At 47.9% G+C, this 25,945-nt stretch carries 26 protein-coding genes; 18 read left to right on the top strand and 8 right to left on the bottom strand.

What is annotated here, in order from left to right; all coding sequences use genetic code 11:
- Positions 1-45 precede the first annotated feature (45 nt).
- The 6 genes from ccoN to ACFS25_RS06775 all read left to right on the top strand — a co-directional run bounded on the left by ccoN (position 46) and on the right by ACFS25_RS06775 (position 6,015).
- A complete protein-coding gene (gene ccoN, locus ACFS25_RS06800; RefSeq protein ID WP_381500775.1) occupies positions 46-2,205 on the top strand; it encodes a cytochrome-c oxidase, cbb3-type subunit I in 2,160 nt (719 codons plus the stop codon).
- Positions 2,206-2,288: 83 nt separating this feature from the next.
- Positions 2,289-2,459, top strand: coding sequence for a hypothetical protein (locus ACFS25_RS06795; RefSeq protein ID WP_381497889.1), 171 nt, complete (start codon positions 2,289-2,291; stop codon positions 2,457-2,459).
- A gap of 13 nt (positions 2,460-2,472) precedes the next feature.
- On the top strand, positions 2,473-3,318 hold the full coding sequence (locus ACFS25_RS06790; protein ID WP_381497887.1) for a cbb3-type cytochrome c oxidase N-terminal domain-containing protein: 846 nt from the start codon (positions 2,473-2,475) through the stop codon (positions 3,316-3,318).
- Positions 3,319-3,340: 22 nt separating this feature from the next.
- Positions 3,341-4,804: a cytochrome c oxidase accessory protein CcoG gene (gene ccoG / locus ACFS25_RS06785; protein WP_381497885.1), complete on the top strand. Its 1,464-nt coding sequence runs from the start codon at positions 3,341-3,343 to the stop codon at positions 4,802-4,804.
- An 86-nt stretch (positions 4,805-4,890) separates the two neighbouring features.
- On the top strand, positions 4,891-5,316 hold the full coding sequence (locus ACFS25_RS06780; protein ID WP_381497883.1) for a FixH family protein: 426 nt from the start codon (positions 4,891-4,893) through the stop codon (positions 5,314-5,316).
- Positions 5,317-6,015: a sulfite exporter TauE/SafE family protein gene (locus tag ACFS25_RS06775; RefSeq protein WP_381497881.1), complete on the top strand. Its 699-nt coding sequence runs from the start codon at positions 5,317-5,319 to the stop codon at positions 6,013-6,015.
- Positions 6,016-6,123: 108 nt separating this feature from the next.
- Here the strand turns inward: ACFS25_RS06775 and ACFS25_RS06770 are convergent, their stop codons facing one another.
- Together ACFS25_RS06770 and ACFS25_RS06765 are read right to left on the bottom strand one after the other, a co-directional pair.
- Positions 6,124-6,543 (bottom strand): hypothetical protein, encoded by a 420-nt coding sequence (locus tag ACFS25_RS06770; RefSeq protein WP_381497879.1) that lies wholly within the window; start codon positions 6,541-6,543, stop codon positions 6,124-6,126.
- Between the two features lie 9 nt (positions 6,544-6,552).
- Positions 6,553-6,882 carry a thioredoxin family protein gene (locus ACFS25_RS06765; protein ID WP_381497877.1) on the bottom strand — a complete coding sequence of 110 codons (330 nt, stop codon included), beginning with the start codon at positions 6,880-6,882 and terminating at the stop codon, positions 6,553-6,555.
- A 139-nt stretch (positions 6,883-7,021) separates the two neighbouring features.
- Here ACFS25_RS06765 and ACFS25_RS06760 point away from each other — a divergent pair, with 139 nt between their 5' ends.
- The 3 genes from ACFS25_RS06760 to ACFS25_RS06750 all read left to right on the top strand — a co-directional run bounded on the left by ACFS25_RS06760 (position 7,022) and on the right by ACFS25_RS06750 (position 10,434).
- On the top strand, positions 7,022-8,239 hold the full coding sequence (locus ACFS25_RS06760) for a PAS domain-containing sensor histidine kinase (RefSeq protein ID WP_381497875.1): 1,218 nt from the start codon (positions 7,022-7,024) through the stop codon (positions 8,237-8,239).
- Complete coding sequence (locus ACFS25_RS06755; RefSeq protein ID WP_381497872.1) at positions 8,217-9,290, top strand: response regulator; 1,074 nt, start codon at positions 8,217-8,219, stop codon at positions 9,288-9,290. Before ACFS25_RS06760 ends, ACFS25_RS06755 begins: the two co-directional genes overlap by 23 nt.
- Positions 9,291-9,402: 112 nt before the next feature.
- Positions 9,403-10,434: an aldose 1-epimerase gene (locus tag ACFS25_RS06750; protein WP_381497870.1), complete on the top strand. Its 1,032-nt coding sequence runs from the start codon at positions 9,403-9,405 to the stop codon at positions 10,432-10,434.
- A 3-nt stretch (positions 10,435-10,437) separates the two neighbouring features.
- Here the strand turns inward: ACFS25_RS06750 and ACFS25_RS06745 are convergent, their stop codons facing one another.
- A complete protein-coding gene (locus tag ACFS25_RS06745; RefSeq protein WP_381497868.1) occupies positions 10,438-11,166 on the bottom strand; it encodes a 3-keto-disaccharide hydrolase in 729 nt (242 codons plus the stop codon).
- Positions 11,167-11,218: 52 nt separating this feature from the next.
- Positions 11,219-12,745, bottom strand: coding sequence for an L-piperidine-6-carboxylate dehydrogenase (amaB, locus tag ACFS25_RS06740; RefSeq protein WP_381497866.1), 1,527 nt, complete (start codon positions 12,743-12,745; stop codon positions 11,219-11,221).
- A gap of 140 nt (positions 12,746-12,885) precedes the next feature.
- On the opposite strand from amaB, the gene ACFS25_RS06735 reads away from it, so the two are divergent.
- The 9 genes from ACFS25_RS06735 (at position 12,886) to ACFS25_RS06695 (ending at position 22,391) form a co-directional block, all read left to right on the top strand.
- Positions 12,886-13,926: a fasciclin domain-containing protein gene (locus tag ACFS25_RS06735; protein ID WP_381497864.1), complete on the top strand. Its 1,041-nt coding sequence runs from the start codon at positions 12,886-12,888 to the stop codon at positions 13,924-13,926.
- A 218-nt stretch (positions 13,927-14,144) separates the two neighbouring features.
- Positions 14,145-14,699 (top strand): RNA polymerase sigma factor, encoded by a 555-nt coding sequence (locus ACFS25_RS06730; RefSeq protein WP_381497862.1) that lies wholly within the window; start codon positions 14,145-14,147, stop codon positions 14,697-14,699.
- On the top strand, positions 14,696-15,511 hold the full coding sequence (locus tag ACFS25_RS06725) for an anti-sigma factor (protein WP_381497860.1): 816 nt from the start codon (positions 14,696-14,698) through the stop codon (positions 15,509-15,511). Before ACFS25_RS06730 ends, ACFS25_RS06725 begins: the two co-directional genes overlap by 4 nt.
- Positions 15,512-15,686: 175 nt before the next feature.
- On the top strand, positions 15,687-16,154 hold the full coding sequence (gene msrB / locus ACFS25_RS06720; protein ID WP_381497858.1) for a peptide-methionine (R)-S-oxide reductase MsrB: 468 nt from the start codon (positions 15,687-15,689) through the stop codon (positions 16,152-16,154).
- A 323-nt stretch (positions 16,155-16,477) separates the two neighbouring features.
- On the top strand, positions 16,478-19,045 hold the full coding sequence (locus ACFS25_RS06715; protein WP_381497856.1) for a penicillin-binding protein 1A: 2,568 nt from the start codon (positions 16,478-16,480) through the stop codon (positions 19,043-19,045).
- 240 nt (positions 19,046-19,285) lie between these two features.
- Entirely contained in the window at positions 19,286-19,723 is a 438-nt protein-coding gene (locus ACFS25_RS06710; protein ID WP_381497854.1) for a MarR family winged helix-turn-helix transcriptional regulator, read from the top strand.
- Positions 19,724-19,740: 17 nt separating this feature from the next.
- Positions 19,741-20,976, top strand: a complete 1,236-nt coding sequence (locus tag ACFS25_RS06705) for a serine hydrolase domain-containing protein (RefSeq protein WP_381497852.1) — start codon at positions 19,741-19,743, stop codon at positions 20,974-20,976.
- A gap of 51 nt (positions 20,977-21,027) precedes the next feature.
- Positions 21,028-21,168: a tetratricopeptide repeat protein gene (locus ACFS25_RS06700; RefSeq protein ID WP_381500772.1), complete on the top strand. Its 141-nt coding sequence runs from the start codon at positions 21,028-21,030 to the stop codon at positions 21,166-21,168.
- A 236-nt stretch (positions 21,169-21,404) separates the two neighbouring features.
- The gene (locus ACFS25_RS06695) at positions 21,405-22,391 is read left to right on the top strand and encodes an alpha/beta fold hydrolase (protein ID WP_381497850.1); all 987 of its coding nucleotides are present in this window, start codon (positions 21,405-21,407) and stop codon (positions 22,389-22,391) included.
- A gap of 18 nt (positions 22,392-22,409) precedes the next feature.
- Here the strand turns inward: ACFS25_RS06695 and ACFS25_RS06690 are convergent, their stop codons facing one another.
- The 4 genes from ACFS25_RS06690 to tsaD all read right to left on the bottom strand — a co-directional run bounded on the left by ACFS25_RS06690 (position 22,410) and on the right by tsaD (position 25,829).
- Positions 22,410-22,802: a VOC family protein gene (locus tag ACFS25_RS06690; RefSeq protein ID WP_381497848.1), complete on the bottom strand. Its 393-nt coding sequence runs from the start codon at positions 22,800-22,802 to the stop codon at positions 22,410-22,412.
- Positions 22,803-22,882: 80 nt separating this feature from the next.
- On the bottom strand, positions 22,883-23,725 hold the full coding sequence (locus ACFS25_RS06685; protein WP_381497846.1) for a UbiA prenyltransferase family protein: 843 nt from the start codon (positions 23,723-23,725) through the stop codon (positions 22,883-22,885).
- Between the two features lie 143 nt (positions 23,726-23,868).
- Positions 23,869-24,756, bottom strand: a complete 888-nt coding sequence (locus ACFS25_RS06680; RefSeq protein ID WP_381497844.1) for an MOSC domain-containing protein — start codon at positions 24,754-24,756, stop codon at positions 23,869-23,871.
- Between the two features lie 74 nt (positions 24,757-24,830).
- Positions 24,831-25,829 carry a tRNA (adenosine(37)-N6)-threonylcarbamoyltransferase complex transferase subunit TsaD gene (gene tsaD / locus ACFS25_RS06675; protein ID WP_381497842.1) on the bottom strand — a complete coding sequence of 333 codons (999 nt, stop codon included), beginning with the start codon at positions 25,827-25,829 and terminating at the stop codon, positions 24,831-24,833.
- Between the last annotated feature and the right edge of the window lie 116 nt (positions 25,830-25,945).

Raw genomic sequence — 25,945 nt, 5'->3', positions numbered from 1 at the left:
CCCACCACTACTACATTACCAGTCCGGAAAAATCCAGATCAAGTTATGACTGGGCATCTACCGCCGAGTGGTAATACGCTGATAGAGCGTTTCGCCTACGACAACCGTATTGTCCGCGACTTCGCCATAGCCACCATTATCTGGGGTGTCATCGGGATGCTTGTCGGCGTCCTGATTGCCACTCAGTTGTTCGCGCCATCGGCTAATCTCGGCAACCAGTACACAACCTTCGGCCGGATTCGCCCATTGCATACCAATGCGGTAATTTTCGCCTTCGTCGGCAACGCCATTTTCATGGGCGTGTATTACTCGTTACAACGGCTCTGCAAAGCCCGAATGTTCAGCGATTTGTTGAGCAAAATTCACTTCTGGGGTTGGCAGGCCATTATTGTATCGGCAGTCATTACGCTTCCGCTGGGACTGACCAGCTCGCACGAATATGCCGAACTCGAATGGCCCATTGACATTGCCATTACACTCATCTGGGTTGTATTCGGCATCAACATGTTTGGGACGATTATCAAACGACGCGAACGGCACCTGTACGTTGCCATCTGGTTTTACATCGCTACGTTTATTACGATTGCGGTGCTACACGTCGTCAACTCCTTTCAGATGCCGGTCAGCCTGTTCAAAAGCTATTATGTCTACGCCGGTGTGCAGGACGCACTGGTACAATGGTGGTACGGGCACAACGCAGTGGCCTTTTTCCTGACGACACCGTATCTGGGCATGATGTACTACTTCCTACCCAAAATGGCTAACCGTCCGGTCTATTCGTATCGGCTCTCGATTCTGCACTTCTGGGCCTTGATTTTCATCTACATCTGGGCGGGGCCGCACCATTTACTGTACACGTCCCTCCCCGACTGGGCACAGTCATTAGGGGTGGTATTTTCCATTATGCTCATTGCGCCATCGTGGGGCGGTATGATTAACGGGCTATTGACGCTGCGTGGTGCCTGGGATAAAGTTCGCGAAGACACCATCCTGAAGTTCATGGTGGTGGCCCTGACTTCTTACGGGATGGCTACGTTTGAAGGGCCGATGCTGGCGCTCAAAAACGTTAATGCTATTGCCCACTTCACCGACTGGATTGTTGCTCACGTACACGTTGGTGCTTTAGGCTGGAATGGTTTTCTGACGTTTGCCATGCTGTACTGGCTCATTCCGCGTATGTTCAGAACGCCGTTGTACTCAAAAAAACTACTGAATTTTCACTTCTGGATTGGTACGCTCGGCATTCTATTTTACGCCATACCGATGTACATCGCAGGTTTCGCGCAGGGCCTGATGTGGAAGGAGTTTACGGACGCAAGTGTCCTTAAATACCCCACTTTTCTGGAAACGACACTGCAAATTCTACCCATGCATATGATGCGGGCAGTGGGCGGAACGCTCTACCTGATTGGGGCTATTTTAATGGCGTATAATCTCTTCAAGACGATGGCCATCGGTAAATTGGTTGCTAACGAAGATGCCGAAGCTTACGCCCTATCCAAAGCTTACACCCCAACGGGTTCTGATACCTTCTGGCATCGCTGGTTAGAACGCAAACCATTTCCGCTGTTGGTAGCTTCGCTGGTCGTGGTGCTGATTGGCTCTATGATTGAGCTTATCCCAACCTTTATGGTGGAGTCAAACGTACCAACGATTCCTTCGGTGCAACCCTACACGGCTCTTGAAGTGCAGGGCCGCGATCTATACATCCGCGAGGGATGTGTAAACTGCCACAGCCAGATGGTACGGCCATTTCGCTCCGAAACCGAACGATACGGCGAATATTCGAAAGCGGGCGAATTTGTTTATGACCACCCATTTCTTTGGGGCAGTAAACGTACCGGACCAGACCTACACCGCGAAGGCGGCAAATACCCCGACTCCTGGCACTATCACCACATGAACGAACCAACGTCAATGTCGCCAGGCTCCATTATGCCGTCATACCCCTGGTTGATTACCCAGCAACTCGACATGTCGAACACATCAGATAAACTCAATGCCCTGAGAAAAGTAGGTGTTCCCTACGACGACCAGACGATTTCTTCCGCGAATGAAGGGCTCAAAAAGCAAGCTAACGAAGTAAGTGGTCAACTGGCAAAAGAAGGCATTAAGGTCAAACCCGACCGAGAAATCGTCGCCCTCATTGCCTATATCCAGCGGTTAGGAACGGATATCAAAAAGATGGAAACGTCACAAAAATAGATGATGAAACTAGGCTATTGCACTACGTATTCATCAATCTGGCAACCCGGTCATCATTTATTATTCACCATTCGCTCAAACTCATGTTCAAGCAATTCATCTCAAAAATCCCCGGCGCTGACCTATACATGGTCGGCTCATTCCTGACGTTTTTCGTCTTTTTTCTCTTGGTCAGTCTATATCTGATAATTGCCGATAAAAGTCAACTCCAGCAAATGGGCAACCTGCCACTGGACGAATCAACAGAGGTTTAATCGACTCGAATCAATGAATCTTCTTCTAATTTCTCTCTTCGACCCGACCGTAGCCACCGAAAAATCGATCTGGAATCTAACATCCGGCGAAGACCTGCTGTGGGTAGTCGTGATGATGTTCGTAACCGTCGGCACGGGGTTATTGCTTACAATTACGCTCTATCTGGCTTATATTCTGCGCCAGGCGCTGGCACCAGAGATGGAAGCCGTCGCTAAACCCGTGGATACGCGTCCGTTGTGGCAACGGCTAATGGGGTTACATTCATTAAGTGAGGAAAAAGACTTAATGATGGAACACGACTACGATGGCATTGTCGAACTCGACAACCCAACGCCCTCCTGGTTTATGGGCCTGTTTTACAGCACAGTTGGCTTCGCGGTAGTTTACCTCCTGATTTACCACGTTGTAGGCAAAGGAAACATCATGGAGCAGGAATATACACAGGAGGTGGCCATTGCCGAGAAAGCACGGTCGGCTTATATCAAACTCGTAGCGGGTAAAATTAACGAAAATACTGTCACGTTGCTCGCCGACAAAAAGGGTATCGAAGCCGGAAATGTGCTATTTACTCAGTACTGTACGGCCTGTCACGGTCAATACGCCGAAGGGAAAGTTGGCCCAAACCTGACCGATGACTCCTGGTTACACGGCGGCACGATCAAAGCAGTCTATCACACCGTAACGGAAGGCGTTCCAGAAAAGGGCATGATTTCCTGGAAAAAACAACTGAATCCGCTTCAAATTCAGCAGGTAGCCAGCTATGTATTATCGCTGCAAGGTACCAAACCCGCCGGAGCGAAAGAGCCACAGGGTGATAAGGTTACAGCTACGCCCGCGCCGAAGGTAGCAATGCGGTAAGGCTTTTTAACAACGAAACCTCATGAATTCCCAACTTAACGTTCAGACACCGGATAACGGACCAATTCCGCAGGGTACAGCCAATCAGGACAACAATCGCCAGTGGCTGTACCCGCGCGTGGTAAAGGGGCGTTACTATCGCTGGCGGACGGTGGTAGCCTGGGTATTGTTGACCGCTCTGTTTGCCGGACCGTTTCTGAGTTATGACGGGCAACCCCTATTTCTGTTTAATATACTTGAGCGGAAATTTAACTTTTTCGGCGTTACGTTCTGGCCGCAGGATTTTTACTTGGTAGCGATTGGGCTAATAGCCTTTATCGTCTTTATTGCCCTTTTTACGGTCGTGTATGGGCGCGTATTCTGTGGATGGGCTTGTCCGCAGACGATTTTCATGGAAATGGTTTTCCGGAAAATCGAGATATGGATTGAAGGCGACCAAAATGCCCGCAAACGACTCGATGCGTCCCCCTGGACAACCGAGAAACTAGCGAAGAAAACAGCAAAGCACAGCATTTTCTTCTTGATTTCATTCGCGATCAGCAACACGTTTCTGGCTTACATTGTGGGCAAAGATGCGCTGTTGGCAATCATCACCGATAACCCCGCTAATCACCTTGCTGGGCTGGCGGCTATTCTACTTTTCACAGGTGTTTTCTATGCCGTATTTGCTTGTGTGCGCGAAATCGTCTGTACGACCATCTGCCCATATGGGCGTCTACAAAGTGTGTTGTTGGACAAGCAGTCTATGGTTGTCACCTACGACGATGTGCGGGGCGAGCCGCGTGGTAAGGTAGTGAAGAATCAAGAGTGGAGAATGAAGAACAAAGAGGTAGCTATAGCTGACTATTCTTCACTACCAAAGGGAGATTGCATCGATTGCAAACTCTGCGTACAGGTCTGCCCAACGGGTATAGATATCCGAAACGGCATCCAGATGGAGTGCGTAAGCTGCACACTTTGTATCGATGCCTGCGATGACGTGATGGACAAACTTGGCCGCCCGCGCGGTCTGATTCGCTACGATTCGCTCGACGGCATTGAAACCCGTCAGCCCTGGCGCGTAACACCCCGTATGATGGGGTACAGTCTTGTACTCGTATTTTTGATGAGCGTGTGGGTGTTCCTGCTCGCAGGCCGCAGCGCCCTCGACACGACCATCTTGCGGGCTCCGGGGCAATTGTACCAGCGCGAAACCGAAAGCGGTCCCGGCCATAGCCTGATATCTAACCTGTATCTGGTCGAATTAGTCAATAAAACGCACCAGTCGAAACCTGTTACCTTCCGCGTAGATTATCCCGGCGCTATACTGCGAATGGTACAACCCATAGCTAACGTTCCCGCCGATGACTTGACGAAAGGAATGTTCTTTATTCTGTTACCCGAAAAGTCTATCCACGAAAGCAGCACGAAGTTAACCGTCGAGGTTGTGTCGGAAGGCGTCGTGCTGGATGAAGTCAAAACGACCTTTTTGGGACCTGTTAATTAATTTTTGACTGAATGAGTTTTGACTAAGTGAATAACCGCTTTAGTTAGTCAACCCTCAGCCATTCGCTCATTTAACATTGAAAAGAAATGAACTGGGGCAAATCAATCATTCTTGTGTTCGTGCTTTTTGCGGGCTTCATTGGCACGTTAGTGTACCTGATGACTCGCCAGCACGTCGATCTGGTAAGCGACAATTATTATCAGAATGAAATTGAGTACCAGCAACACATCGACCGGGTAGCTAACGCCCGCCATAATTCCTCTACAACCATGACGTATCAGGCAGACCAGCAGCAGGTTATTTTCGTGCTGCCCAGTACTCTCCAAAAAGGAGAAATCACATTTTACCGTCCCAGCGACAGTCAGCAGGATTTCCGAATAACGATTCCGGCTAAGCACCCAACCCGGCAGGTTATTCCTACCAAAGCCCTGGCCAAAGGGAACTGGCGCGTACAGTTCACCTGGTCGGATGGGCAGCTTGAGTACTACAAAGAGGAACAAATTTTTCTGTAAATGATGTCGCCCTGGCTCGCCACCGCTTTTCTGACTGGTCTAATCAGTAGCCTGCACTGCGTTGGCATGTGCGGGCCGCTGGTAGCTGCGTTGCCCGTTGGCCGGTTGCCAACGGGCCAACGATGGCGAGCCGTAAGCTTATATCATACCGGACGCATTGCAACGTATGGTATTTTGGGGGCACTGGCTGGCACACTGGGTTTAGGGCTGAATCTGCTGGGCTGGCAGCGACCACTGGCGGTCATTTGTGGCGTAGTTCTATTGGTGAGTTTCGTGTGGCGTAATGGCTTACCGGCCCGGCTGCACTGGCCCTGGCTGAATCAGCAGATCACCACTATATTCCGGCACGGTTTGCAACAACCGGGCTGGGTGAGTTTTGCCGGGTTGGGCGTGCTGAATGGTCTTTTACCGTGCGGCTTTACATATCTGGCTTTAGCCGGAACATTGTCAACAAACACGCCGATGGCGGGCGCGTCCTACATGATGCTGTTCGGAATGGGTACGTTGCCCGCGCTCCTGGGGGTTAATCTGGTTGCTGGCTGGTTAACAAGTGTGGGTCGCCAATGGCTGAATCGCGTCCTCTCTATTGCTACGGTAGTTGTGTCTTTACTACTCATTGGTCGGGGTTTATCGGACTATCGGTTACCCGCGGGTTCATTGGATTCTATTCCTCTATGCCACGGGTTACTAACCAAATAAGGCTGGCTAAGCACGTTATAGTATAGAGGGTCGTTGAGCGATGAACCCACTGTTTTCTGGTTCATCACTCAACGACCCTCTATGAAATAGGCCATCTAATCAGCAAACTCACAGCAAATTCAAACTCATCATTCCCGACAGGAACTGAAGACAGCCATCCTTGATTCGGGAAAATTCACCAATAAGGGCGGTAGCATGACGCTCAAGCGTTACTGACAACGCAAAGCGGGCATCAGAACAGGATGTTTTTCCGGTAGCGGGCATACAGTCCACTGATTCACAAATCAGATCGCGGTGTAGTCGATTAAGCTTGGTTTGCAATTCATTCAGATCACGGCAATAATCAACCGCGTCGTGGCGAAGGCTGTGGCAGTTGTACTGCTTCATTACATCGAGCAACAGCGTTTGAAGTTGGCGTATTTCCTCTTCCTGCTGACGAATAATGAGTTGCCAGTGCTGATTTTCCTGATGGCAGGAGGCTGTCGTTAAAGGCATAATTGACGAACTGCTTGACAGTGTACTATCCATGCTGATTAGCTATAAAAGGTTTTTAAAAGACATTTTCTCTATCTGGTTTCCCAGTTGGCAGACAAGTTCATCGCTATCGATAGGACCCGAATACCGCCATAATTCCACCCCCTGCTGAAGTAAGACAAAAGCGGGCAAGGACGTAAAACCGAAACTACGGACTACTTCGGGGTGAGTTGCTTCACTAACGCGCATGATCCGTACAGTTGGGTTCAGTACCAATCGGGCTTTCTCCAACAAGCAATCTACTTCGGCACGTTGGACCGGAGCAGCGGGCGAGAATACCAATAGTACGTGCAATTGAGGTGCCGTCGTTACTAACGAAGAGTAAGGTACCATGACAATAATCCGGTTAATGGCTGTAAAATTGGCCCTTTGCTACGCACCAGATCGTGAGACGCATCAATCCAAAAACTGATTTTTGTCAGTTCAATTAGTTTAATAGACGTTTACTTTGTAACTATAATTAGTCTATCGCATGTTCGACGATTCCTTTGAAGCTGTTTTTACTCACGCTACTATTGGCATCGTCGTTTCCGATGATCGAGGTCGAATTGTATCATCGAACCGGTATGCTTGTTCTTTATTTGGGTATAGTGAAGCCGAAATGGGTGAATTAACTATTGAGTCGCTCGTACCCGACTCAGTTGCTCATCGCCATGTTCAGTTACGAGCTTCATTCAACGTGAATCCACAGGTACGGTCTATGGGCCACGGACGCGACCTTTACGCCAAACGGAAGGATGGTTCAGTATTTCCGGCAGAGATCAGTCTGAGTTATTTTTATCAGCAAAAAGCCCTGTTAGCGGTAGGATACATTATTGATATTACGGCAAAAAAAGAAGCCGAACATACGTTACTCGAACAAAAAAGTCGCATTGAGCAACTTAATGCCGAGTTGGAACAAAAGGTAATAGACCGCACCCATGCACTCATGGCAACATTGCACCAACTCGAACAATCGAAAGATGAGTTGGGCAAAGCACTGGCCGCCGAACGCGAACTGGGTGAGTTAAAGTCCCGTTTCGTATCGATGGCCTCGCACGAATTCAGAACGCCACTGAGTGCAATTCTAACATCGGCATCACTGATTGAGAAATACCCCACTACCGACCAGCAGGACAAGCGACTTCGGCACATTCATCGTATTAAATCGTCAGTCAATCACCTCAACGATATTCTGGAGGAGTTCCTGTCGGTAGGGCGGCTTGAAGAAGGGCGAGTAGCGGCTACCTGGTCATGGGTGGAATTACCCGAATTAGTCGACGAAGTAATGACCGATTTAGATGACATGCTGAAAGCTGGTCAGTTTATTCAAACACAGTTCGATTTACCGCAGCCAGTACGCAGTGATCCATCGTTACTTCGCAAGATTTTAGTAAACCTGTTATCCAACGCCATTAAATATTCAACTGATAATCAAGCAATTCAGTTGGCTGTTCATTACCAGAAAAATGCCTTCCAGATTACCGTTCGTGATGAAGGAATTGGCATTTCTGCCGATGATCAAAAACACTTGTTCGAACGTTTTTTTCGGGCCAAAAACGTCACTAACCTTGCGGGTACTGGTCTTGGGCTGCATATTGTTGCCAAGTACCTCGAACTGCTGGGCGGCACGATTGACTTGACCAGCCAGTTAGGCGAGGGCACCACCGTTACGCTTCTATTTCCTTATGAAAACCATTCTGCTTATTGAAGACAATGCTGATATTCGGGAGAATACGGCGGAGATTCTGGAACTGTCCGGCTACCGCGTGCTGACGGCTGAAAACGGAAAACTCGGCGTGGAGCAAGCCCTGACCGACCATCCTGATCTGATTATCTGCGACATTATGATGCCGGTTTTAGACGGTTATGGTGTTTTGCATATTGTCAATAAAAACCCCGAACTCAGCGGTATTCCATTTATCTTTCTAACCGCCAAATCTGAACGGGTCGATTTCCGCAAGGGTATGGATCTGGGTGCCGACGACTACCTGACCAAACCGTTCGACGATACGGAACTGCTCAGTGCCGTAGAGGGTCGATTCAATCGATTCCAAAGTGTTGGACCAGACAACCTTCAGGCGGATAAGTATAATCTACAGCAGGAAGGTTTGAACCAGTTTCTGGATGATGCGCGCACAGCCGGTGGTTTACAGGATTTATCGGTGGGCCGCAAGACCCATTACGTCCCCAAAAAGCAGTTTGTCTATACCGAAGGTGACGAGCCAACGCGCCTTTATTTTTTAAAAAGTGGCCGGGTCAAAACTACCCGTACGAACAACGACGGGAAGGAATTAGTGACCGGCATGTACGGGCCGGGCGAATTTTTTGGCGATTTAGCCTTGCTCGAAGAAATAAATTATACCGATTCAGCCCTGACGCTCGATGATACCGAACTGATATACATACCCAAAGACGACTTCCGGCAATTGCTTACGGCACGACCCGACGTAAGTCGTCAGTTTGTGCGTCTGCTGGCGGGGCGTGTCAGCGAAAGGGAAAACCAGTTGCTGGGTATGGCCTACAGTTCACTACGCAGGCGGGTGGCCGATGCACTATTGCGACTTCAGGAGCCGTTGCCAAATGGTGATCCAGCCCCACCCATTCAACTCTCGCGCGATGATCTGGCGGCTATTATCGGGACCGCCACCGAATCGCTGATCCGAACCCTTAGCGAGTTCAAACACGATGGCCTGATCGAAACTAGTGGAGCAGGCATCCGACTACTGCAACCAGACAAATTACGAAAGGCTAATTGGTAAGTTCTTAGCTTAAACTGCTTAAAACCAGAAATTTTACTAAGATATTTTAGTGCCCTCTAAACAATACTTACTCAGGAAGGATTACGTTTTACTGACTTACGTCTTTTGTTTTATGCCCTTTCAGATATCAACCCAGCCATTCGGTACGTTACCAACCGGAACCGCCCCCCTCACTGAATACATACTCGAACATACCGAATCGGGTGAGTTTATCACGATCATTCCAGAATTCGGGGGCATTCTCCGACGATTGGTTTTGCGAAAAGGCCAATACTTATTTGCTTTGCTACACGCCCCCGACTCCCCCCAAACACTGCTGGCTGATGAAAGCTACGCCAGTGCCCTTTTATATCCATTTCCAAGTCGTATTCGGCACGGCATCTATCACTTCGAAGGAGAAGATTACGCCCTGAAGATGAACGAAGTGAACCGTGACAATGCCCTACATGGTTTTGTGCACGGTCGGGCATTTTCTGTTGTGGGTCAAGAGATTACGCCAACGCAAGCCCAACTGGTTATACGATATGATTATGCCGGAGACACCGTTGGTTATCCCTTTCCCTTTGCGCTGACGGCTACCTATACATTAATACAAGCCAATTTGCTACCCAAAGGAAACCACACTACCGATGATCGTATGTGCGCCCTTCAGGTCAGTTATTCAGCGCTCAATACCGGTGCAACGCGTTGCCCGGCATCATTTGGCTGGCATCCGTACTTTACACTTTCGGGCGAATCTGTCGATGCGATGAGTTTGTCATTACCCAACCGAACGCCTATCCTACTCGACAAAAATATGATTCCGCATGGCATGCAGGCGGCAGAATTGGCGGGCACGATAGAGTTGCATGAAAAAAAGTTAGATACCGCTTTTGCTATCGAGCCGACGAGCGACTCAACCAGTCCAGAATCCTTTGCCGAAACCGTTTTGACATCCCTGGAGACGGGCGTCCGGCTGATTGTCGGTCAACAAACGGGTGAGAACAAACTTAACTATCTAGTCTGTTACACACCCACCCGGCGCGATAGCATTGCTATTGAGCCTCTTACAGCCAATGTTGATGCGTTCAACAATGGTGAAGGATTAACTATTCTGAATCCAGGAGAAACGCTTTCTGGAACAATGTGGGTGCGGCTGGAATAGTTCTTACAGCGAACGCATCTTCACATTTCGGAACCAGACTGAACTTCCCCAATCCTGCAACCCAATGCGCCCTACAAAGCGACCTTTACTGATGGGCGCATTTTTTAATTTACTGGCAGCCACACGCTGTTTCCAGTCGGCGCTGGTTAAATCGTGTTCCTGAATGCTGAAGCCATTTAGAGTGACTGTGAGTTTGTTCTTTTTCAGGATAAAGTGAACCTTGTTCCAGCCACCAACAGGTTGTAACTCGCGAACTCTGGCATTGGCCACGCTAAAAAAGTCTCCAGCCCGGTGCTTGTTTTCATCGGCGCCCTCGTAGATGGCATCGTCCAGCACCTGAAGTTCCAAGCCCGTATCGAAAATGTTTTTATACTGCGGGTCTTCCTGCACAAAAAAGAAAATCCCGCTGTTGGTAAACCGCTCAACTCTCCATTCTGCCTTAAACTCAAAGTCACCGGGCATCACAGCATCAGTTACCAGGTCGCCCCCATCAGATGCTTTATTACCAACTCGATTGGGAACATCCAATTTCAACGCCCCCTGATCAATTTTCCAGGACGAGCCCACACCTTTTGTGCCATAGGTGTGCCAGCCCGCTACGTTACGACCGTTAAACAGTAGTTTCCAGCCTTCTTTTTTTTCCTGAGACGATAACGTGTTAAGTTCCTGAGCCTCTGCCCCCCTGTAAGCAAGACACACGAACAAACTGATAGCAAAAATTTTTAGGAACATAGTCGTTATAATGGATTGAATACTTAAAAGACAATTCCTCTCTATAAACTCCTCATAATTCAAATGTAATTCCTTGGGCAAGGGGCATCGTTGTACCATAATTGATGGTATTGGTTTGTCGGCGCATATAGGCTTTCCAGGCATCGGAACCCGATTCACGTCCACCACCCGTTTCTTTTTCGCCCCCAAAGGCGCCACCAATTTCGGCCCCCGACGTACCAATATTAACGTTGGCAATACCACAATCGGACCCAACGCCCGACAAAAATCGTTCGGCTTCGCGCATATTGAGCGTAAAAATAGCCGACGACAACCCCTGCGGCACGTTGTTTTGCTGTTCGATAGCATCCTCCAACGTAGTGTATTTAAGCAAATACAAGATTGGGGCGAAGGTTTCACGCTGGACTATCGGCCAGTGGTTTTCGGCTTCTGCAATGCAGGGACGCACATAACAGTCTGATTCAAAACCCAGTCCATCAATTAAACCGGGCTCCACTACGAATTTCCCGCCAGATTCTTTAATCTCTGTAACAGCTACCTGATAATTGCCTACAGCCATTTGGTCAATGACTGGCCCAACATGAAACGACTCATCCAGCGGGTTGCCGATGCGCAATTGTGCGTACGCATGTTTAAGTCGGCTTTTCACCTCGTCATAAATACGTTCCTGCACAATAATCCGGCGCGTGGTAGTACACCGTTGCCCGGCTGTACCAACGGCCCCAAATACGATAGCTGGAATCGCTAAGTCGAGGTCGGCTTGTTCCGAAACGATAATGGCGTTGTTGCCGCCCAGTTCGAGCAGGCTTCGTCCCAATCGACCAGCTACGGCTTCGGCTACGGCTTTGCCCATGCGGGTGCTTCCTGTAGCAGAAACAAGGGCAACGCGCGGATCGCGGGCTAGCCACTCACCTGCGTCCCGCCCACCCGTAACGATGCACGATACACCTTCGGGCACCTCGTTATTGCGCAAAACTTCACTGATAATTTGCTGACAGGCCAAAGCCGTCAGGGGTGTTTTTTCGGATGGTTTCCAGATGCATACATCACCACAAACCCAGGCTAACATAGCATTCCAGGACCAAACAGCTACGGGGAAGTTGAAAGCCGAAATAATGCCCATCACGCCTAACGGATGCCACTGTTCCATCATTCGGTGAGCAGGCCGTTCGGAGTGCATCGAAAGGCCGTAAAGCTGGCGTGATTGTCCCACGGCAAAATCACAGATGTCAATAATCTCCTGTACTTCGCCCAATCCCTCCTGCAACGACTTACCCATTTCATAGCTAACGAGGGTTCCCAATTCACGTTTATACCGCCGGAACTGTTCACCCATTTGCCGAACAATTTCGCCCCGACGGGGTGCTGGCACTAATCGCCACTCAGCAAATGCTGCCTGTGCTGTTTCAACAACACGGTCATAATCGGCACGGGTCGATACATTGACACGGGCAATTAATTGGCCATCGGCGGGAGAATATGAATCAATAGTCTTAGCGGCATCGGACTGCCAAAAGTGTTGTCCTGTACTCGTGCCGGGCTTAATGGGCTGGGTGGGCAGCGGAAGAATAGACTGCATGGAATTGTTCTGTGGTTTGTTGAGACTGGAACAAATCTACCCGCCTTTACCCAAACAATACCTACTCACCCACAAACTTTTTACGGGTAATCAGGTTAGAGTAGCACCAATAAGTGATTCACCACTTAATACACAACGCTATGAAAATCAAGCAACCTCTTAGCCTGTTTGCGTTAGGAACTGCGCTACTTGCTACCACTAGTTGGGCACAAACGACGCCTACGGGAACGGCAACCTCAACGACCTACCCACAGGGAGCTATTGCCACAGACTCGATGCCTGCCAAACCCTCCCGCGATCAGAAACGAGCGATGAAACGTAGCCGAAAGACAACCAATCAGAAAGCCGGCAATGCAAATGCTACCACAAATACGTCTACGCAAGACGCTAGGTATCGGCGAAGTTCATCCAGTGATGGGACTGCTATCAACAACAGTAATACAACAAATTACAATAGCAATAATGTCACAAACGCACCGACAGGCGTTGGCAGTAATCCAAATTCATCCGGGACTACAACGACGTCTTCGCCCACAGCCAATCAGGTGAGCAATGGACAAAATAATAGTGCTACCCGAGGTTCATCAAGTAGTTCGGGTAGTTCATATTCATCCAATACGGGTGCGGCAGATTCTAATGCCGGAACAGCCGCAGCTGTATCGGGGGCTAAATCCAGTGAAACCCCGGCGGTAAAAGCGGGCAGCACCGTTCGCAATACCAGCATTGGCGATTTCGTGTCTTCATCGCCCAATTATACAACGTTGCAAAACGCGCTACAATCGGCCAATATGTGGGAAACGCTCAAAGGAACCGGCCCCTATACGATTTTTGCGCCAACGAACATGGCATTCAAGAAACTGTCAGCTACGGCGAAGGGAGCTTTATTGGAAGGCAGCAATCGCGCGGCTTTGCAACAACTTTTATCCTACCATGTGGTAAATGGCTCGTTGACTTCGGATGACTTAGCGCGGCAAATCAAAGCGGGCAACGGCAAAGCAAAGTTAAAAACATTGTCGGGCACGACTCTAACAATTCAGGAATCCAATGGCCGTATGACGCTGACAGACGAGCAAGGTGGTACATCCACTATTGAAGGGGCAGACAACCGTCAGTCGAATGGAATCGTTTACGGAATAAGTAATGTATTAATGCCTAAAACGGGCGTAGATGCTTTTCGATAGAACTAAATTATTTGATAACAACACCGTGTAAATGAGTAAAGTAGACCTAACGGGGTAGGGCATTCATAAGTTGCTCTACCCCGTTTATGGGCTATGTCGTAAAGGCATAACGAGTATAATAACGATTATCTGACTGCTACGAGCGCTTCACTTTATCCTAACGTATCCGTTCATTTTTTAAAATTCTATATATATTTGGCTCTCTTAACATCCCCCTCGTGAAACGCCAGTCCTCATTAGTTTCGGAAAGTGTCCTGATTGAAAAGCTTACTCAGCGCGATCAGCAGGCCTTCCAATGGCTCTACGATCAATATTCGCCTGCACTTTTTGGTGTTGTGCTACGCATCGTGCGCGATGATGAGCAAGCAGCTGATCTCCTACAGGATATCTTCGTTAAAATCTGGAAGAACTTAGACGCTTATGATGCCAGCAAAGGGCGTTTATTTACGTGGATGTTAAATGTCGCTAGGAATACGGCTATTGATTCGCTACGTTCCCGCAAAACACAACCCTTCGCTGCAATCCGAACCGATGAAGAGAACGTACATATTGTTGATCGGCAACACAGTACAGAACAACCTAATCCAGACCACATCGGTATTAAAGAAGTTGTGAACCAGCTAAGACCCGAGCGAAAACAGTTAATTGATCTGGTTTACTTTGCAGGATACACCCACGAAGAAGCCGCCGAAGAACTGAATCTGCCATTGGGAACAGTAAAAACCCGGGTTAGGGCAGCATTACAGGAATTAAAGCAATTATTTAAATCATGAACGTCACAGAATACATAGCGTCTGGTATCTTAGAGTCTTACGTCATGGGTGCGGTGAGCGACCAGGAGCGACGCGAGGTTGAGTGCCTGTCTTCTATTTATCCTGACATACGACGCGAACTTGATCAGCTATCGGAAGTTCTAGAAAGTTATGCCCTTTTGCATAGCGTTGAACCGCCCGCTTCAGTAAAAACAAAATTGCTGGACCAGCTCGATTTTGGGAGGCCAGTACAGGAGACCATTGTTCGGCCGATGCCGGTAGATACAACTTCATCACCCACGTTTCGGGTTACCTGGATTGTAGCTGCGTCGATGGGCCTTTTATTGCTGCTGTTTTCATTCTTTCTGCTTTCGCAGCTACGGACAAACCAGAAAACGATGGCTTCCATCCGTACGGACAATAGCAAGATGCAAACAGAGGTACGCCAGTTGCGCGACCAGAAAACGCAGACAGATCAGGCATTAGCTGTATTACGACAACCGGGAACACGAACACTGGAATTACGGGGCAACGAGAAAGCGCCCCAGGGTAACATGCTTGTTTTCTGGAATAGCCAAACGCATCAGGTAGCCGTGCAGGTTCAATCATTGCCGCCGTTACCTGCTGACAAACAGTACCAGCTTTGGTCGATGGTAGGTGGCAAACCCGTTGATGCCGGTGTGTTTGACTCATCCACTGCACCCGATATGGTTCAACGTCTGAACCGTTCCGTCAATCGGGCTGATGCCTTCGCGGTAACGGTTGAAAAAAGGGGAGGTAGCCCTACGCCTACTCTCTCGACGCTGCTGGCTCTTGCTCCGGTAAATGCCTGAACGTAACTCTACTGTTTCCTGTTTTGACTACTAGTTAATTGTGATTAAAAACACTGTTTTGTCAGGCTATACAGCTAGTATAGTTAAGCTTTCGGGCCGTCTGACTGATAAATAAAGTGGTCGGTTGACATCTATTTGTCTGTACTAAGAAGTATCTCATAACAACAAAAAATTCATGAAAATCACCCTGCTATTTTTTCTATCTGCCTGTCTGTTATCGGGATTAGCCTTTACAACAGACGATACTCCACCCCGGCGCGTGGTAAAAACGAATGCCGAGTGGAAAAAAATACTTACGGCAGACCAGTATGCGGTCTTGCGTGACCACGGCACCGAACGGGCTTTTACTAGCCCGTTGAATGATATTCATGATCATGGCACATTCTATTGTGCAGCCTGCCATACTCCGTTGTTCGCATCTGCTACAAAATTTGATTCAGGTACGGGCTGGCCAAGTTTTTACGAACCTATTACTAAAAGCGCCGTTCGGGAGACATCTGACAAAGCGTTTGGCATGGTACGCACCGAAGTTTTATGCAACGTTTGCGGAGGTCATTTGGGGCACGTATTTAATGATGGGCCAAAACCTACGGGCCTTCGCTATTGCATGAACGGCGTAGCTATGACGTTTGAGAAGAAATAAAGGATACATAGAAAAGGAATTTCACTTTCGTTCCATATTTCTTTTTCTTAATTTCTCTTAAAACAACTACATCAAAATAAACCGGGTCGCTCACACGACCCGGTTTTTGTATATCACATCGGTCGAAAATACGTTATATTTGAAGCCCGGTCTGGATAGATCCGGTCTGGATTACCAGAAGCGTATTGACCCGTTTAGTACAGCAGATTCGTCTGGTCAATACGTTTCAGAGTATCTTACTACGCTATTTTTACGGCTGGGTAAGTTGGCAGCTTTCCGGCAAGCCAAATCTGGAATAATAAGTTTTCTTCGACTATTAACGCATGAGTCAATACAGGGAGCGGTTCCGCGCTGTTCGGCACGCTTTTGGCGAATTCAGAAAACGCCAAAAATTAGGAGGCAATGTCAGGCGCGGAGTTGGGCGCCAACTTGCACGAGTTGCTGGTGAAGAGCGTGTCAATTTATGGGTTAGTACCTATCAAGACTACCGCAATCAATTTCGCTCATTTATCCACCGGTATATTAATCCCGATTCCTGGTATTACCCCTACCTCAAAAAAATAACCAAAGGGGTACTTTGGGGTTCTCTGGCATTGGGCATCTACGTGTTTATCCTTAACTATAACTTCCTGTATTTGACTGGGGCCATGCCTAGTGTGGAGGAGTTAAAGAACCCGAAGCTCAATCAGTCGTCAGAAATTTATTCGCAGGATGGGGTGATGATCGGTAAATTTTACGCTGAAAACCGAACACCTATCAAGTACGAAAACATCCCGAAGTCGCTAATTAATGCGTTGATTGCGACCGAAGACGCCCGCTTCTACGATCATAGCGGTGTTGATCCACGGGCTATTGGTCGGGCCGTAATTAGCTTTGGACGTGATGGGGGCGGATCAACCATTACACAGCAGTTAGCCAAAAATCTCTTTAAAACGCGAAAAAAGACTAGTACGGGTCTTTTGTCGCGTATTCCGTTTATTAGAAAAGTCGTTTACAAGTCGAAAGAGTGGTTGATGGCGTTAAAGCTAGAACGAAACTTTTCGAAAGATGAAATTATCACGTATTATTTCAATACGGTGGATTTTGGCAGCAATGCATTTGGTCTAAAGACAGCCGCCCGCACCTTTTTCAATAAACTCCCCGACAGCCTGAACGTGCAGGAAGGTGCCGTATTGGTTGGCTTACAGAAGGCTACAACGAATTACAATCCGCTCAAGAATCCGCAGCGCTCACGTGAACGCCGAAATATCGTGCTGGGCCAAATGGCCAAATATAATTTCCTGACCAAACGACAGGCAGACTCAACTAGTGCACTACCCCTATTAACCGAGTTCACCCCCGAAAACCCCTATTCCGGCCCGGCCAGTTACCTCAAAAATGCTGTGTTAGATTATGTGAAGAAGTGGGCAGAGGACAATAACAACGGCTACGATCTTTATACCGATGGTTTGCGCATTGTCACGACTGTCGACTCGCGAATGCAAACGTATGCCGAACAGGCTACGAGCGAAAAAATGAAGCAGTTGCAGCATACCTTCGATAACCATTGGCGCGGCCGAAACCCCTGGACCGACGAAGATGGAAATGAGCTGCCAGGTTTTATTGACTCCGTAGCCCGACGAACCGAACGCTACAAATCCCTGAGCCGTCGCTTTATGCCACTTTATCCTGACTCGATCAACTACTACATGAAAAACGTGAAGTATAAGATGCGGGTATTTAGCTGGAACAGTAAGCGTGGTTACGAAACGACAGAAATGACCCCTTACGACTCCATTGCCTATTACAAGCATTTTTTGCAGTCAGGTATGGTGGCAATGGACCCGCGTACGGGCTACATTCGGGCCTGGGTGGGCGGTCTGGACTATGACTATTTCAAGTATGACCACGTGAAGCAGGGAAAACGCCAACCGGGTTCAACCTTTAAACCTTTCGTTTATACCACCGCTATTGACGATTCACTCATCAATCTTAGCCCTTGTGACCGAATTCAGGATAGGCCATTCCGTAAAGAATACCGTGAAAATGGAGAGGACAAAATTTGGGAACCCCGAAATTCAACCGGCTATTATTCCTACTCGAATATGACCCTGCGCCGGGCCATGGCTCGTTCCGTAAACTCCATTACGGCCCAGTTAACCGACCGTGTTACACCCGAACGCGTAGCCCAATACGCGCATCGGATGGGCATCAAGAGCCGTTTAGACGCTGTGCCTTCCATTGGGCTTGGGTCGTCGGATGTGTCTCTGTATGAACTGGTTGGTGCCTATTGCACTTTTGTAAACGATGGTGAATCCACGGAGCCAATAATCGTTCAGCGCATTGAAGATAGGGATGGCAACGTAATTGAAACATTTACCAGCCAACATAAACGGGCAATCAGTTCAGAAACAGCCTTTCTGATGCGGTACATGCTGCAAGGTGGTTTACAGGAGTCGGGTGGCACGTCACAAAATCTTTGGTCATTCGACCTGTTCAAAAACCACAATGAAATGGGTGCCAAAACGGGCACTACCTCCAACAATTCCGACGGTTGGTTTGTGGGCGTATCCAACAATTTAGTGGTGGGCGCATGGGTTGGTGGCGACGACCGAAGTATCCATTTTCGCTCAACGGATTTGGGCGAAGGGGCTAAAACAGCCTTGCCGCTGGTGGGGACATTTTTAGAGAAAGTCTACCGTGATCCAAGGTTTAAGAACTTGCAGGGACCGTTTCCCAAAGGAGAGGGCATTATGAAGGACTACTTAAACTGTGGTCCCTCCGGCGATGAAGAAGATACTACTGAGTCGGATTCAACCGATACCTCTGGTGAACCAGGCGACTCAACGTTTATTCCTATTGCACCAGCCCCTGACCCAACTGCTCCACCTGATACAACCAACAGGCCATAAATACAGATTTCAAGACCGCCTGAACTTAGTTTGTCGGTCGGTCGGGTAAGACATTGGGCACCACCGCTACACAGGGCCCTTCATTTCAGCACTTATCAGGTTATACAGAACCCACTTTTGACCAAGCAGATTGCCTAATAGCAGTCAGCTTGGTCAAAAGTGGGTTCAACAATTATATTTTTGTATGATATATCATATTATGATAAAACATATACATTTGTAGTGGAATCACTATGTATTATGCTGAACGAAATCATCTTTTACTCGCTGGAGAAAACCATCAAACGCTATCGGCAATTCGCCCAGGCAAACATCAACCGTGCTGGCATCGACATCACCATTGACCAGTGGTTAGTGCTAAATGTTATTCTGGAATTTCCTGAACTGGGCCAAGCCGAGATTGCTGAGCACGTTTTTAAAGATCAAGCTTCGGTGGCAAGAATAATCGATTTATTAGTAAAAAAGGAACTACTGGCCCGAACCACAAGCTCTGCTGACCGTCGCAAAGTGGATATGCGCCCTACCGATGCCGGGCATCAGCTTATAAGCGCAGTGGCACCCATCATTCAACAAAATCGTGAGACAGCCTTACAGGGATTACAAGAGACTGAAAGCCAGCAGCTAAAACAAACACTCGAACGTATCTTCTCGAACTGCTCCATCATTCCCACTACATAAATTCAACCAACCACATCATGAATGCATGTAAATTTTTGCTGGCAGGACAGCTGCTGGTACTAACTTCCTACAGTTTTGGCCAGACCTTACTTACTCAAAAATTAGACTCGTTGATGGACAGCTATGTTCATCAACGCTACTTCAGCGGCAGTGTGCTGTTAGCCAAAGGCGATACCATTCTCTACCAAAAAGTTTTTGGTCTCGCTGATCGCGAAAAAAAGATTGCGATCCAGCCAACTACTACGTTCAGTATTGCCTCTGTGGGAAAGATTTTTACAGCTACACTGATCATGCAGTTGGTCAATGAAGGCAAAATAGATCTGGATAAAACAGTCAATGATTACCTCCCAGAATGGAAAATACCCAATGGAAATCACATTCGGGTACGCCACTTATTGACGCACACGGGTGCCACAAATGACTACATGGCGAATTCAGATTACGATAAAGTACACGCAACGGTTTCGTCCATTGACGATATTATGCCCTTTGTCGTAGCTGGTGTCACGGTTAAAGATACGCTTGGAATGGAGTTTGGTTACTCAAATTCAGGCTATATTTTATTAGGTAAGATCATCGAAAAAGTAACGGGTAAACCCTACACAATTGTCTGGCAGGAACGTATACTTTCTCCGGCTGGAATGACGAATACATATCTCCGGCCAGAAGGCTTCCAGGCTCCAGCTGAAGCAACGCCTTATGACTTGTTCACGGACAAAGCCTATGTTCCCGAAAAAGATAGCTATATGCCCGCCTTCTCCGACGGCGGGGCCATGTCAAACTCAACAGACTTGTGGCGATTTGGGCGTTGGTTTATGAAGACAATACCAGCTCAGACCCGCCAAGCGATGTGGACGCCGTATGTTATGAGTCGTATAAACAGCTATTACGGATATGGTTGGACCATTACCGAGCCACAGGGTCGTAAGCGGGTATCACATTCCGGAGGGTCAAAAGGATGGGCAGCTAATTTTGAAATCGTTCCCCAGGATGAGTACACAGTCATTGTGCTGATTAATCAATACCAGAATCCAATTGAAGTGACCCAAAAGGTGCTGGACATTGTTTATACAGGGAAAGTTGAAAATCCCCACCGTCAGTTTACCAGTTCGGTCATCGATGAAATAGATCGTAAAGGCTTTTCGAATGTCCGGAAACGCTTTCGTACTATCCTTACCGTTGGCTATGACTACACGCCAGACACCCGCGATTATACGAATCTGTTTGAGGGACTCAATGAGCTTAAAAGGTAACAGCAAGCCTGTGTATTGGCCCGAATTGCCTCAGAAGTCTTCCCGAATCAGGTGTGGACTTATGTATCTTTAGGCAATGCCTTATATGGATTAAAAGACGTCGCCAAAGCCAGAGCAGTCTTTGAGCAGGCATTAAAAATTGATCCCACTAATTATGAAGCTAAATTGATGTTGGAGAAACTAGCAAAGTAAATTTATCGTATATCAGTTAAACTAGCGAGGTTTATTGTGGCGTTTGCGGGTCGATAGCAGGCAAAAGAGGTACCCACTGTTATCATCTGATGCCATTAACCTATCCGGAATGAAACGGAAAGCAGCTTAACCGATATGCTGAGTTGCTATGACAATCAAGTAGTGACAAAAAATCAATTGTACTAATTTAAACATTTAGCCAGAAATTTGTAGTTGTAGGTCTACATCCTGATACTATGAAATTATTCACACAAATCTTCCGCTGGACTATATTTACTATTCTCATACTGATTGTTGGCGTGTTAGTTGCTGCTTGGTTCATTGACTCCCGTCAGACAGACAAGGAAATAGCCGAAGAGTTTCAGGGACAGCGTATCCACCCGACTGTACATTATTACCACGTTAGTCAACAGCAGAACGACGGAACTAAGAGTAACGAAGAACCCCGAACAATTCGATTTATAGAAACGTCTGCTTCGCCAGCCGATTCGACGTTGCCGGTCGTGATCTTTATTCATGGTGCACCAAGTTCATTGTCATTCTTCAAGGAGTTTTTCAAAGATACGATGTTGCTCAACCGTGCTCGGTTGGTAGCCGTTGACCGACCCGGTTATGGGTATTCGGATTTTGGACGGGTTGAAACATCAATTATCCGGCAGGCTAAATTGCTGCAACCGCTCATTGACCGGTATCGAAAAGCGCCCTATTTAATGATTGTTGGTTCATCCTATGGTGGCTCGGTATCGGCACGACTGGCGATGAATAATCCGGGACGGGTCAATCATGTCGTGTTCGTTTCGTCGGCCTTGGGACCGGGGCTTGAGCGAACGTACCCAATCAGCTATTTTGCCGACAGCCCGTTGATTCGCTGGGGGGTATCACCACTCCTTCGCTTGGCAAATGACGAAAAACTGGCTCACCGACATGCTCTGGAAGCTATTTTACCCGATTGGCCAAAAATCCGGGCTAACATCACGATGTTACACGGTCAGCGGGACGATTTAGTGTATCCTACTAATGTCTGGTTTGCGCAACAGCACTTAGTTAATGCACGAGTGAAGCAATTTCTTCTACCCGAAAACCGCCATGACATCGTGTTCAACAAACGGGAGTACATGACTGAAATCATTCTCAATATCCTGACGCAACGCGATGTTAAGGAAACAGTCAGCGCTAAATCGTTAGCCATAAAAGCAAAAACGAACGAAACGAATAGACTCTGAGCTGTTTGTTTCGTTCGTTTAGACCGTTATTTCAAGCCGGTTTCCTTCCGGATCCAGTACCACACTTTCGTAGCAGCCGTCACCTGTTCGGCGGGGTTCGCCAACAATGACGAACCCATCAACCCGGAGCCGGTCGGTTAGACCATGAACGGCCTCTTCACTGCCGACCGAAACGGCAAAATGAGTGAGACCAATAAATTGAGTTAATACATCATTTTTCATGTCAGAGATACCCGGCATCTGCATGATTTCCAAGCGGGTACCTCCATCGGGAAACGTCAGAAAATAGGACGAGAAGCCCTTACCGGCGTTGACGTATTTTTCATTGGAAATAGCCTTAAAATAAGTTTGGTAGAAGGTTCGCATCCGGTTTAAGTCGCGGACCCACAAGGCAAGATGTTCTATATGCATAGGACAAAGGTCACTCTGTTCTTTTGTTCTTGCTACGTCTGTATTAGCACAAACCTCCACCTTATCAACCTATTGACTTTTTACAACACCAGTATAGGCATCCAGAAGACACCATCGCCGAGCCACCGATAACGTTCGTTCCGAAGAAAATAGTCTGGATAGCGTTGGATACCGTACAGGGTTAAGCTCATCAGTGCAAGCATCAGCGCAGAGCGTTGGGCGAATCGGTCTGTCGTTATAAAACAGAGAGCAAAGCCCGTCAGTACGATCACGAATGTTAACCAGCGTAAAATCAGATCACAGCTATCCAGTCCCCACGCCGTCGCTAACGAAAACAGGCTTTGGTCAGGCGTTTCAAGTTGTTCCATCACAGCAAATAGAATAAGATTTTGAAACGCGATGCCAAGAAACATCAGCCCTTCTGCAATCTCAATACTACTAACTGAAGGTCGTTGTACCCAGACACTTCCCCAAACGCCAGCGGCATAGAGCATAGCAACGAGCGGCTCTTTCAGCAGCAAGGCCGGATGCCGGGCTGGAAGCCGAAAAACCGCTCCTACATAGGCCGCACAAATACCACCCAGCACAATCCCAAATTTGACCACACTACCCGGCAAAAAAAACGTCAGAACGAAGGCCAAACTAGTCGCTCCAATGACAACGCGCCACAACACCTGAGCATGCGTACGATGAAACTGATGGCGAGCCGTGAGCGGTTGGTTTGGGTAATCGGCATTGGGTTTCCTGATGTCGAGCAGACGATCAACGGTATAAATGATAAACACGACTAACGCCAGCACAATGGGTGTCGCCCAGTGTACCGGTTCAACGTCGGAAAGTCGGCTAGCCATGCGGTTGGATAGCACGGCCCCTACCACAACGGGGAAACTCAGATAGTAAACGTTTCGTAGATAGTTGAGCAATGGATGTAATTCGTAAGTAAGGGTAAAAGTATGTTAAGTAAGAATATAGAAGATCATTCACGGACTGGCTTCCCCTATCTCTCGTCTGCCAGGTATCGTTTTTGGTCAATTACTTTTTGATAACAGGTTTAAACCATCTTCGGCTAAACGCCCGACATAGTAGCAACAGGCGGAGCTAGCCACGGTTCCTGCCGACTAACCACCTCGATAGATTGACCGACATGCAGTTTTCCTAAAATGGACTCACCCGTTGGTTTGGCTAATACATTTTGACCAAACAGAATTTTGTGTTTCCATTGGCGATAAGTTGCCAGTGTGCGTAGGGGTTCTTTTCCCTGCTGACCAGTTTCCGGGTCAATCGTAGTCAGTACACAGCGGGCGCAGGGCTTAACACCGAAGAAATCTATACCCCCCACCCGAAAGTGAGTCCAGGCGTCTTCTTCGTTGGGCAAACTATCCGCCACAACAATATTGGGCCGAAAACGTATCATGGAAATTGGTTCGGCAAGCCGCTGGTTCAGGTTATCAAGCGACGCCTGACCAATTAGCAGGTAGGGATACCCATCGGCAAAACTAACCGTATCCTTCTGACGAGCATAAGCAGGGTCAACTGGGCGATGGGTAGTGTCGGGCATAAACACCAGCCGACAGGGTTTTTCGAGAAATTTAGTGAACCATTGGTCGGCTTCTTCGCTGACTGTCAGGGCGGCCACATCTTTATCATCCCAGATATTGACCAGCATTGTTTCACGGGTTGGGGTCGAATCGCCCGTTTGCTCATGAATAGTCAACGGCAGTTCAAGCACATCTTCCGGGTGATGTCGGTGCCAAACGCGCAGTGTATCGTCGTGAATAGCCACGTCAATCAATGCCATATGGTGGTTGGTACGCTGTGTGATAAAATCTCCCATTGGCGAAACCAGCATAAACCGTCGATCATAGCGAAAGCCTTTCTCTTCAACAACGGTTTCGTTTACAGAAATACCGCTTAGTGATTTGATAGGATAAATTCGAAGTTCGGAGATAGTCATAAAAGTCGGTAGTCATTACTGGTGTCCGGTGTAGTCAATTATTGTGGGTGAGCAGTCTATTGTTAACCACTGTCTTACATACTCATTCTTGGTAGTGGACTAACGGTTTGTGCCGTAAAGTCACCCTGTTCATATTTAAATGAGGCAGCCATAGCAATCATGGCTGCATTGTCTGTGCAATACTCAAAACGAGGAATATAAACGTTCCATCCCTGTTCATTACCGATTTGTGTCAGTGTTGTACGTAACCCGCTATTAGCCGAAACACCCCCGGCAATAGCAATTTCATGAATGCCCGTTTCGCGGACAGCCCGTTTCAATTTAGTCAGCAGCATTTGTATCAACGTGTATTGAATACTGGCGCAAATATCCGCCAGATTTTGGGTAATAAAAGCAGGATTGCTCTTCGTATTGTCTCGCAGGAAATACATAACGGCAGTTTTGATGCCGCTAAACGAAAAATCCAAATTGGGCACGTCACTCATCGGAAACTTAAACGCCAACGGATTACCTTCTTTGGCGTATTTATCAATAAGTGGCCCGCCGGGATAAGGCAAGCCTACTAATTTGGCCGACTTATCAAACGCTTCACCCACGGCATCATCTACCGTTTGTCCCATAACAGTCATGTCAAGAGGCCCGTCTACGCGCACGATCTGCGTGTGCCCCCCACTCACCGTTAGACACAGAAATGGAAATGTGGGTTTGGGGGTTTCAATGAAGTGTGCTAATACGTGTGCCTGCATATGGTTGACTTCGATGAGCGGAATATTCAGGCCCAGAGCCAGAGATTTAGCAAATGAAGTTCCCACCAGCAGCGACCCCAACAAACCAGGTCCGCGCGTAAAGGCAATGGCCGACAGTTCATTTTTTGGTAGATTTGCATCGGCCAATGCCCGCTCAACGACTGGCAAAATATGTTGCTGATGCGCTCTTGAGGCCAGTTCGGGCACAACGCCCCCGTACTGTTCATGAATTAACTGAGTAGCAATTACGTTGGACAAAATATGTCCGTTGACTAAAACAGCCGCCGACGTTTCGTCGCAGGAAGACTCAATGGCTAAAATGTTCACCGTACAAAACTAATGGATAATGATTTCACAAAACGAACAATGGAAGTTATGACTAAACCGTTCACTCGTTTATAGAGTCTAAAGTGTACTCAATTTTTGTTATTTGTTGTAGATTA

The organism is Spirosoma flavum, from assembly GCF_042686045.1.
Taxonomy (GTDB): Bacteria; Bacteroidota; Bacteroidia; order Cytophagales; family Spirosomataceae; genus Spirosoma; species Spirosoma flavum.
This window is presented reverse-complemented; position numbering and strand designations above follow the sequence as displayed.

What these genes read in the sequence shown, in the direction of transcription:
- ACFS25_RS06725 (WP_381497860.1), top strand. Translation starts at nt 14,696, where the DNA reads ATGAACGTCACAGAATACATAGCGTCTGGTATCTTAGAGTCTTACGTC.
- ccoG (WP_381497885.1), top strand. Translation starts at nt 3,341, where the DNA reads ATGAATTCCCAACTTAACGTTCAGACACCGGATAACGGACCAATTCCG.
- msrB (WP_381497858.1), top strand. Translation starts at nt 15,687, where the DNA reads ATGAAAATCACCCTGCTATTTTTTCTATCTGCCTGTCTGTTATCGGGA.
- ACFS25_RS06705 (WP_381497852.1), top strand. Translation starts at nt 19,741, where the DNA reads ATGAATGCATGTAAATTTTTGCTGGCAGGACAGCTGCTGGTACTAACT.
- ACFS25_RS06735 (WP_381497864.1), top strand. Translation starts at nt 12,886, where the DNA reads ATGAAAATCAAGCAACCTCTTAGCCTGTTTGCGTTAGGAACTGCGCTA.
- ACFS25_RS06755 (WP_381497872.1), top strand. Translation starts at nt 8,217, where the DNA reads ATGAAAACCATTCTGCTTATTGAAGACAATGCTGATATTCGGGAGAAT.
- ACFS25_RS06745 (WP_381497868.1), bottom strand. Translation starts at nt 11,166, where the DNA reads ATGTTCCTAAAAATTTTTGCTATCAGTTTGTTCGTGTGTCTTGCTTAC.
- ccoN (WP_381500775.1), top strand. Translation starts at nt 46, where the DNA reads ATGACTGGGCATCTACCGCCGAGTGGTAATACGCTGATAGAGCGTTTC.
- ACFS25_RS06715 (WP_381497856.1), top strand. Translation starts at nt 16,478, where the DNA reads ATGAGTCAATACAGGGAGCGGTTCCGCGCTGTTCGGCACGCTTTTGGC.
- ACFS25_RS06680 (WP_381497844.1), bottom strand. Translation starts at nt 24,756, where the DNA reads ATGACTATCTCCGAACTTCGAATTTATCCTATCAAATCACTAAGCGGT.
- ACFS25_RS06760 (WP_381497875.1), top strand. Translation starts at nt 7,022, where the DNA reads ATGTTCGACGATTCCTTTGAAGCTGTTTTTACTCACGCTACTATTGGC.
- ACFS25_RS06790 (WP_381497887.1), top strand. Translation starts at nt 2,473, where the DNA reads ATGAATCTTCTTCTAATTTCTCTCTTCGACCCGACCGTAGCCACCGAA.
- ACFS25_RS06695 (WP_381497850.1), top strand. Translation starts at nt 21,405, where the DNA reads ATGAAATTATTCACACAAATCTTCCGCTGGACTATATTTACTATTCTC.
- ACFS25_RS06710 (WP_381497854.1), top strand. Translation starts at nt 19,286, where the DNA reads ATGCTGAACGAAATCATCTTTTACTCGCTGGAGAAAACCATCAAACGC.
- ACFS25_RS06750 (WP_381497870.1), top strand. Translation starts at nt 9,403, where the DNA reads ATGCCCTTTCAGATATCAACCCAGCCATTCGGTACGTTACCAACCGGA.
- ACFS25_RS06770 (WP_381497879.1), bottom strand. Translation starts at nt 6,543, where the DNA reads ATGGATAGTACACTGTCAAGCAGTTCGTCAATTATGCCTTTAACGACA.
- ACFS25_RS06690 (WP_381497848.1), bottom strand. Translation starts at nt 22,802, where the DNA reads ATGCATATAGAACATCTTGCCTTGTGGGTCCGCGACTTAAACCGGATG.
- ACFS25_RS06795 (WP_381497889.1), top strand. Translation starts at nt 2,289, where the DNA reads ATGTTCAAGCAATTCATCTCAAAAATCCCCGGCGCTGACCTATACATG.
- amaB (WP_381497866.1), bottom strand. Translation starts at nt 12,745, where the DNA reads ATGCAGTCTATTCTTCCGCTGCCCACCCAGCCCATTAAGCCCGGCACG.
- ACFS25_RS06780 (WP_381497883.1), top strand. Translation starts at nt 4,891, where the DNA reads ATGAACTGGGGCAAATCAATCATTCTTGTGTTCGTGCTTTTTGCGGGC.
- ACFS25_RS06775 (WP_381497881.1), top strand. Translation starts at nt 5,317, where the DNA reads ATGATGTCGCCCTGGCTCGCCACCGCTTTTCTGACTGGTCTAATCAGT.
- ACFS25_RS06765 (WP_381497877.1), bottom strand. Translation starts at nt 6,882, where the DNA reads ATGGTACCTTACTCTTCGTTAGTAACGACGGCACCTCAATTGCACGTA.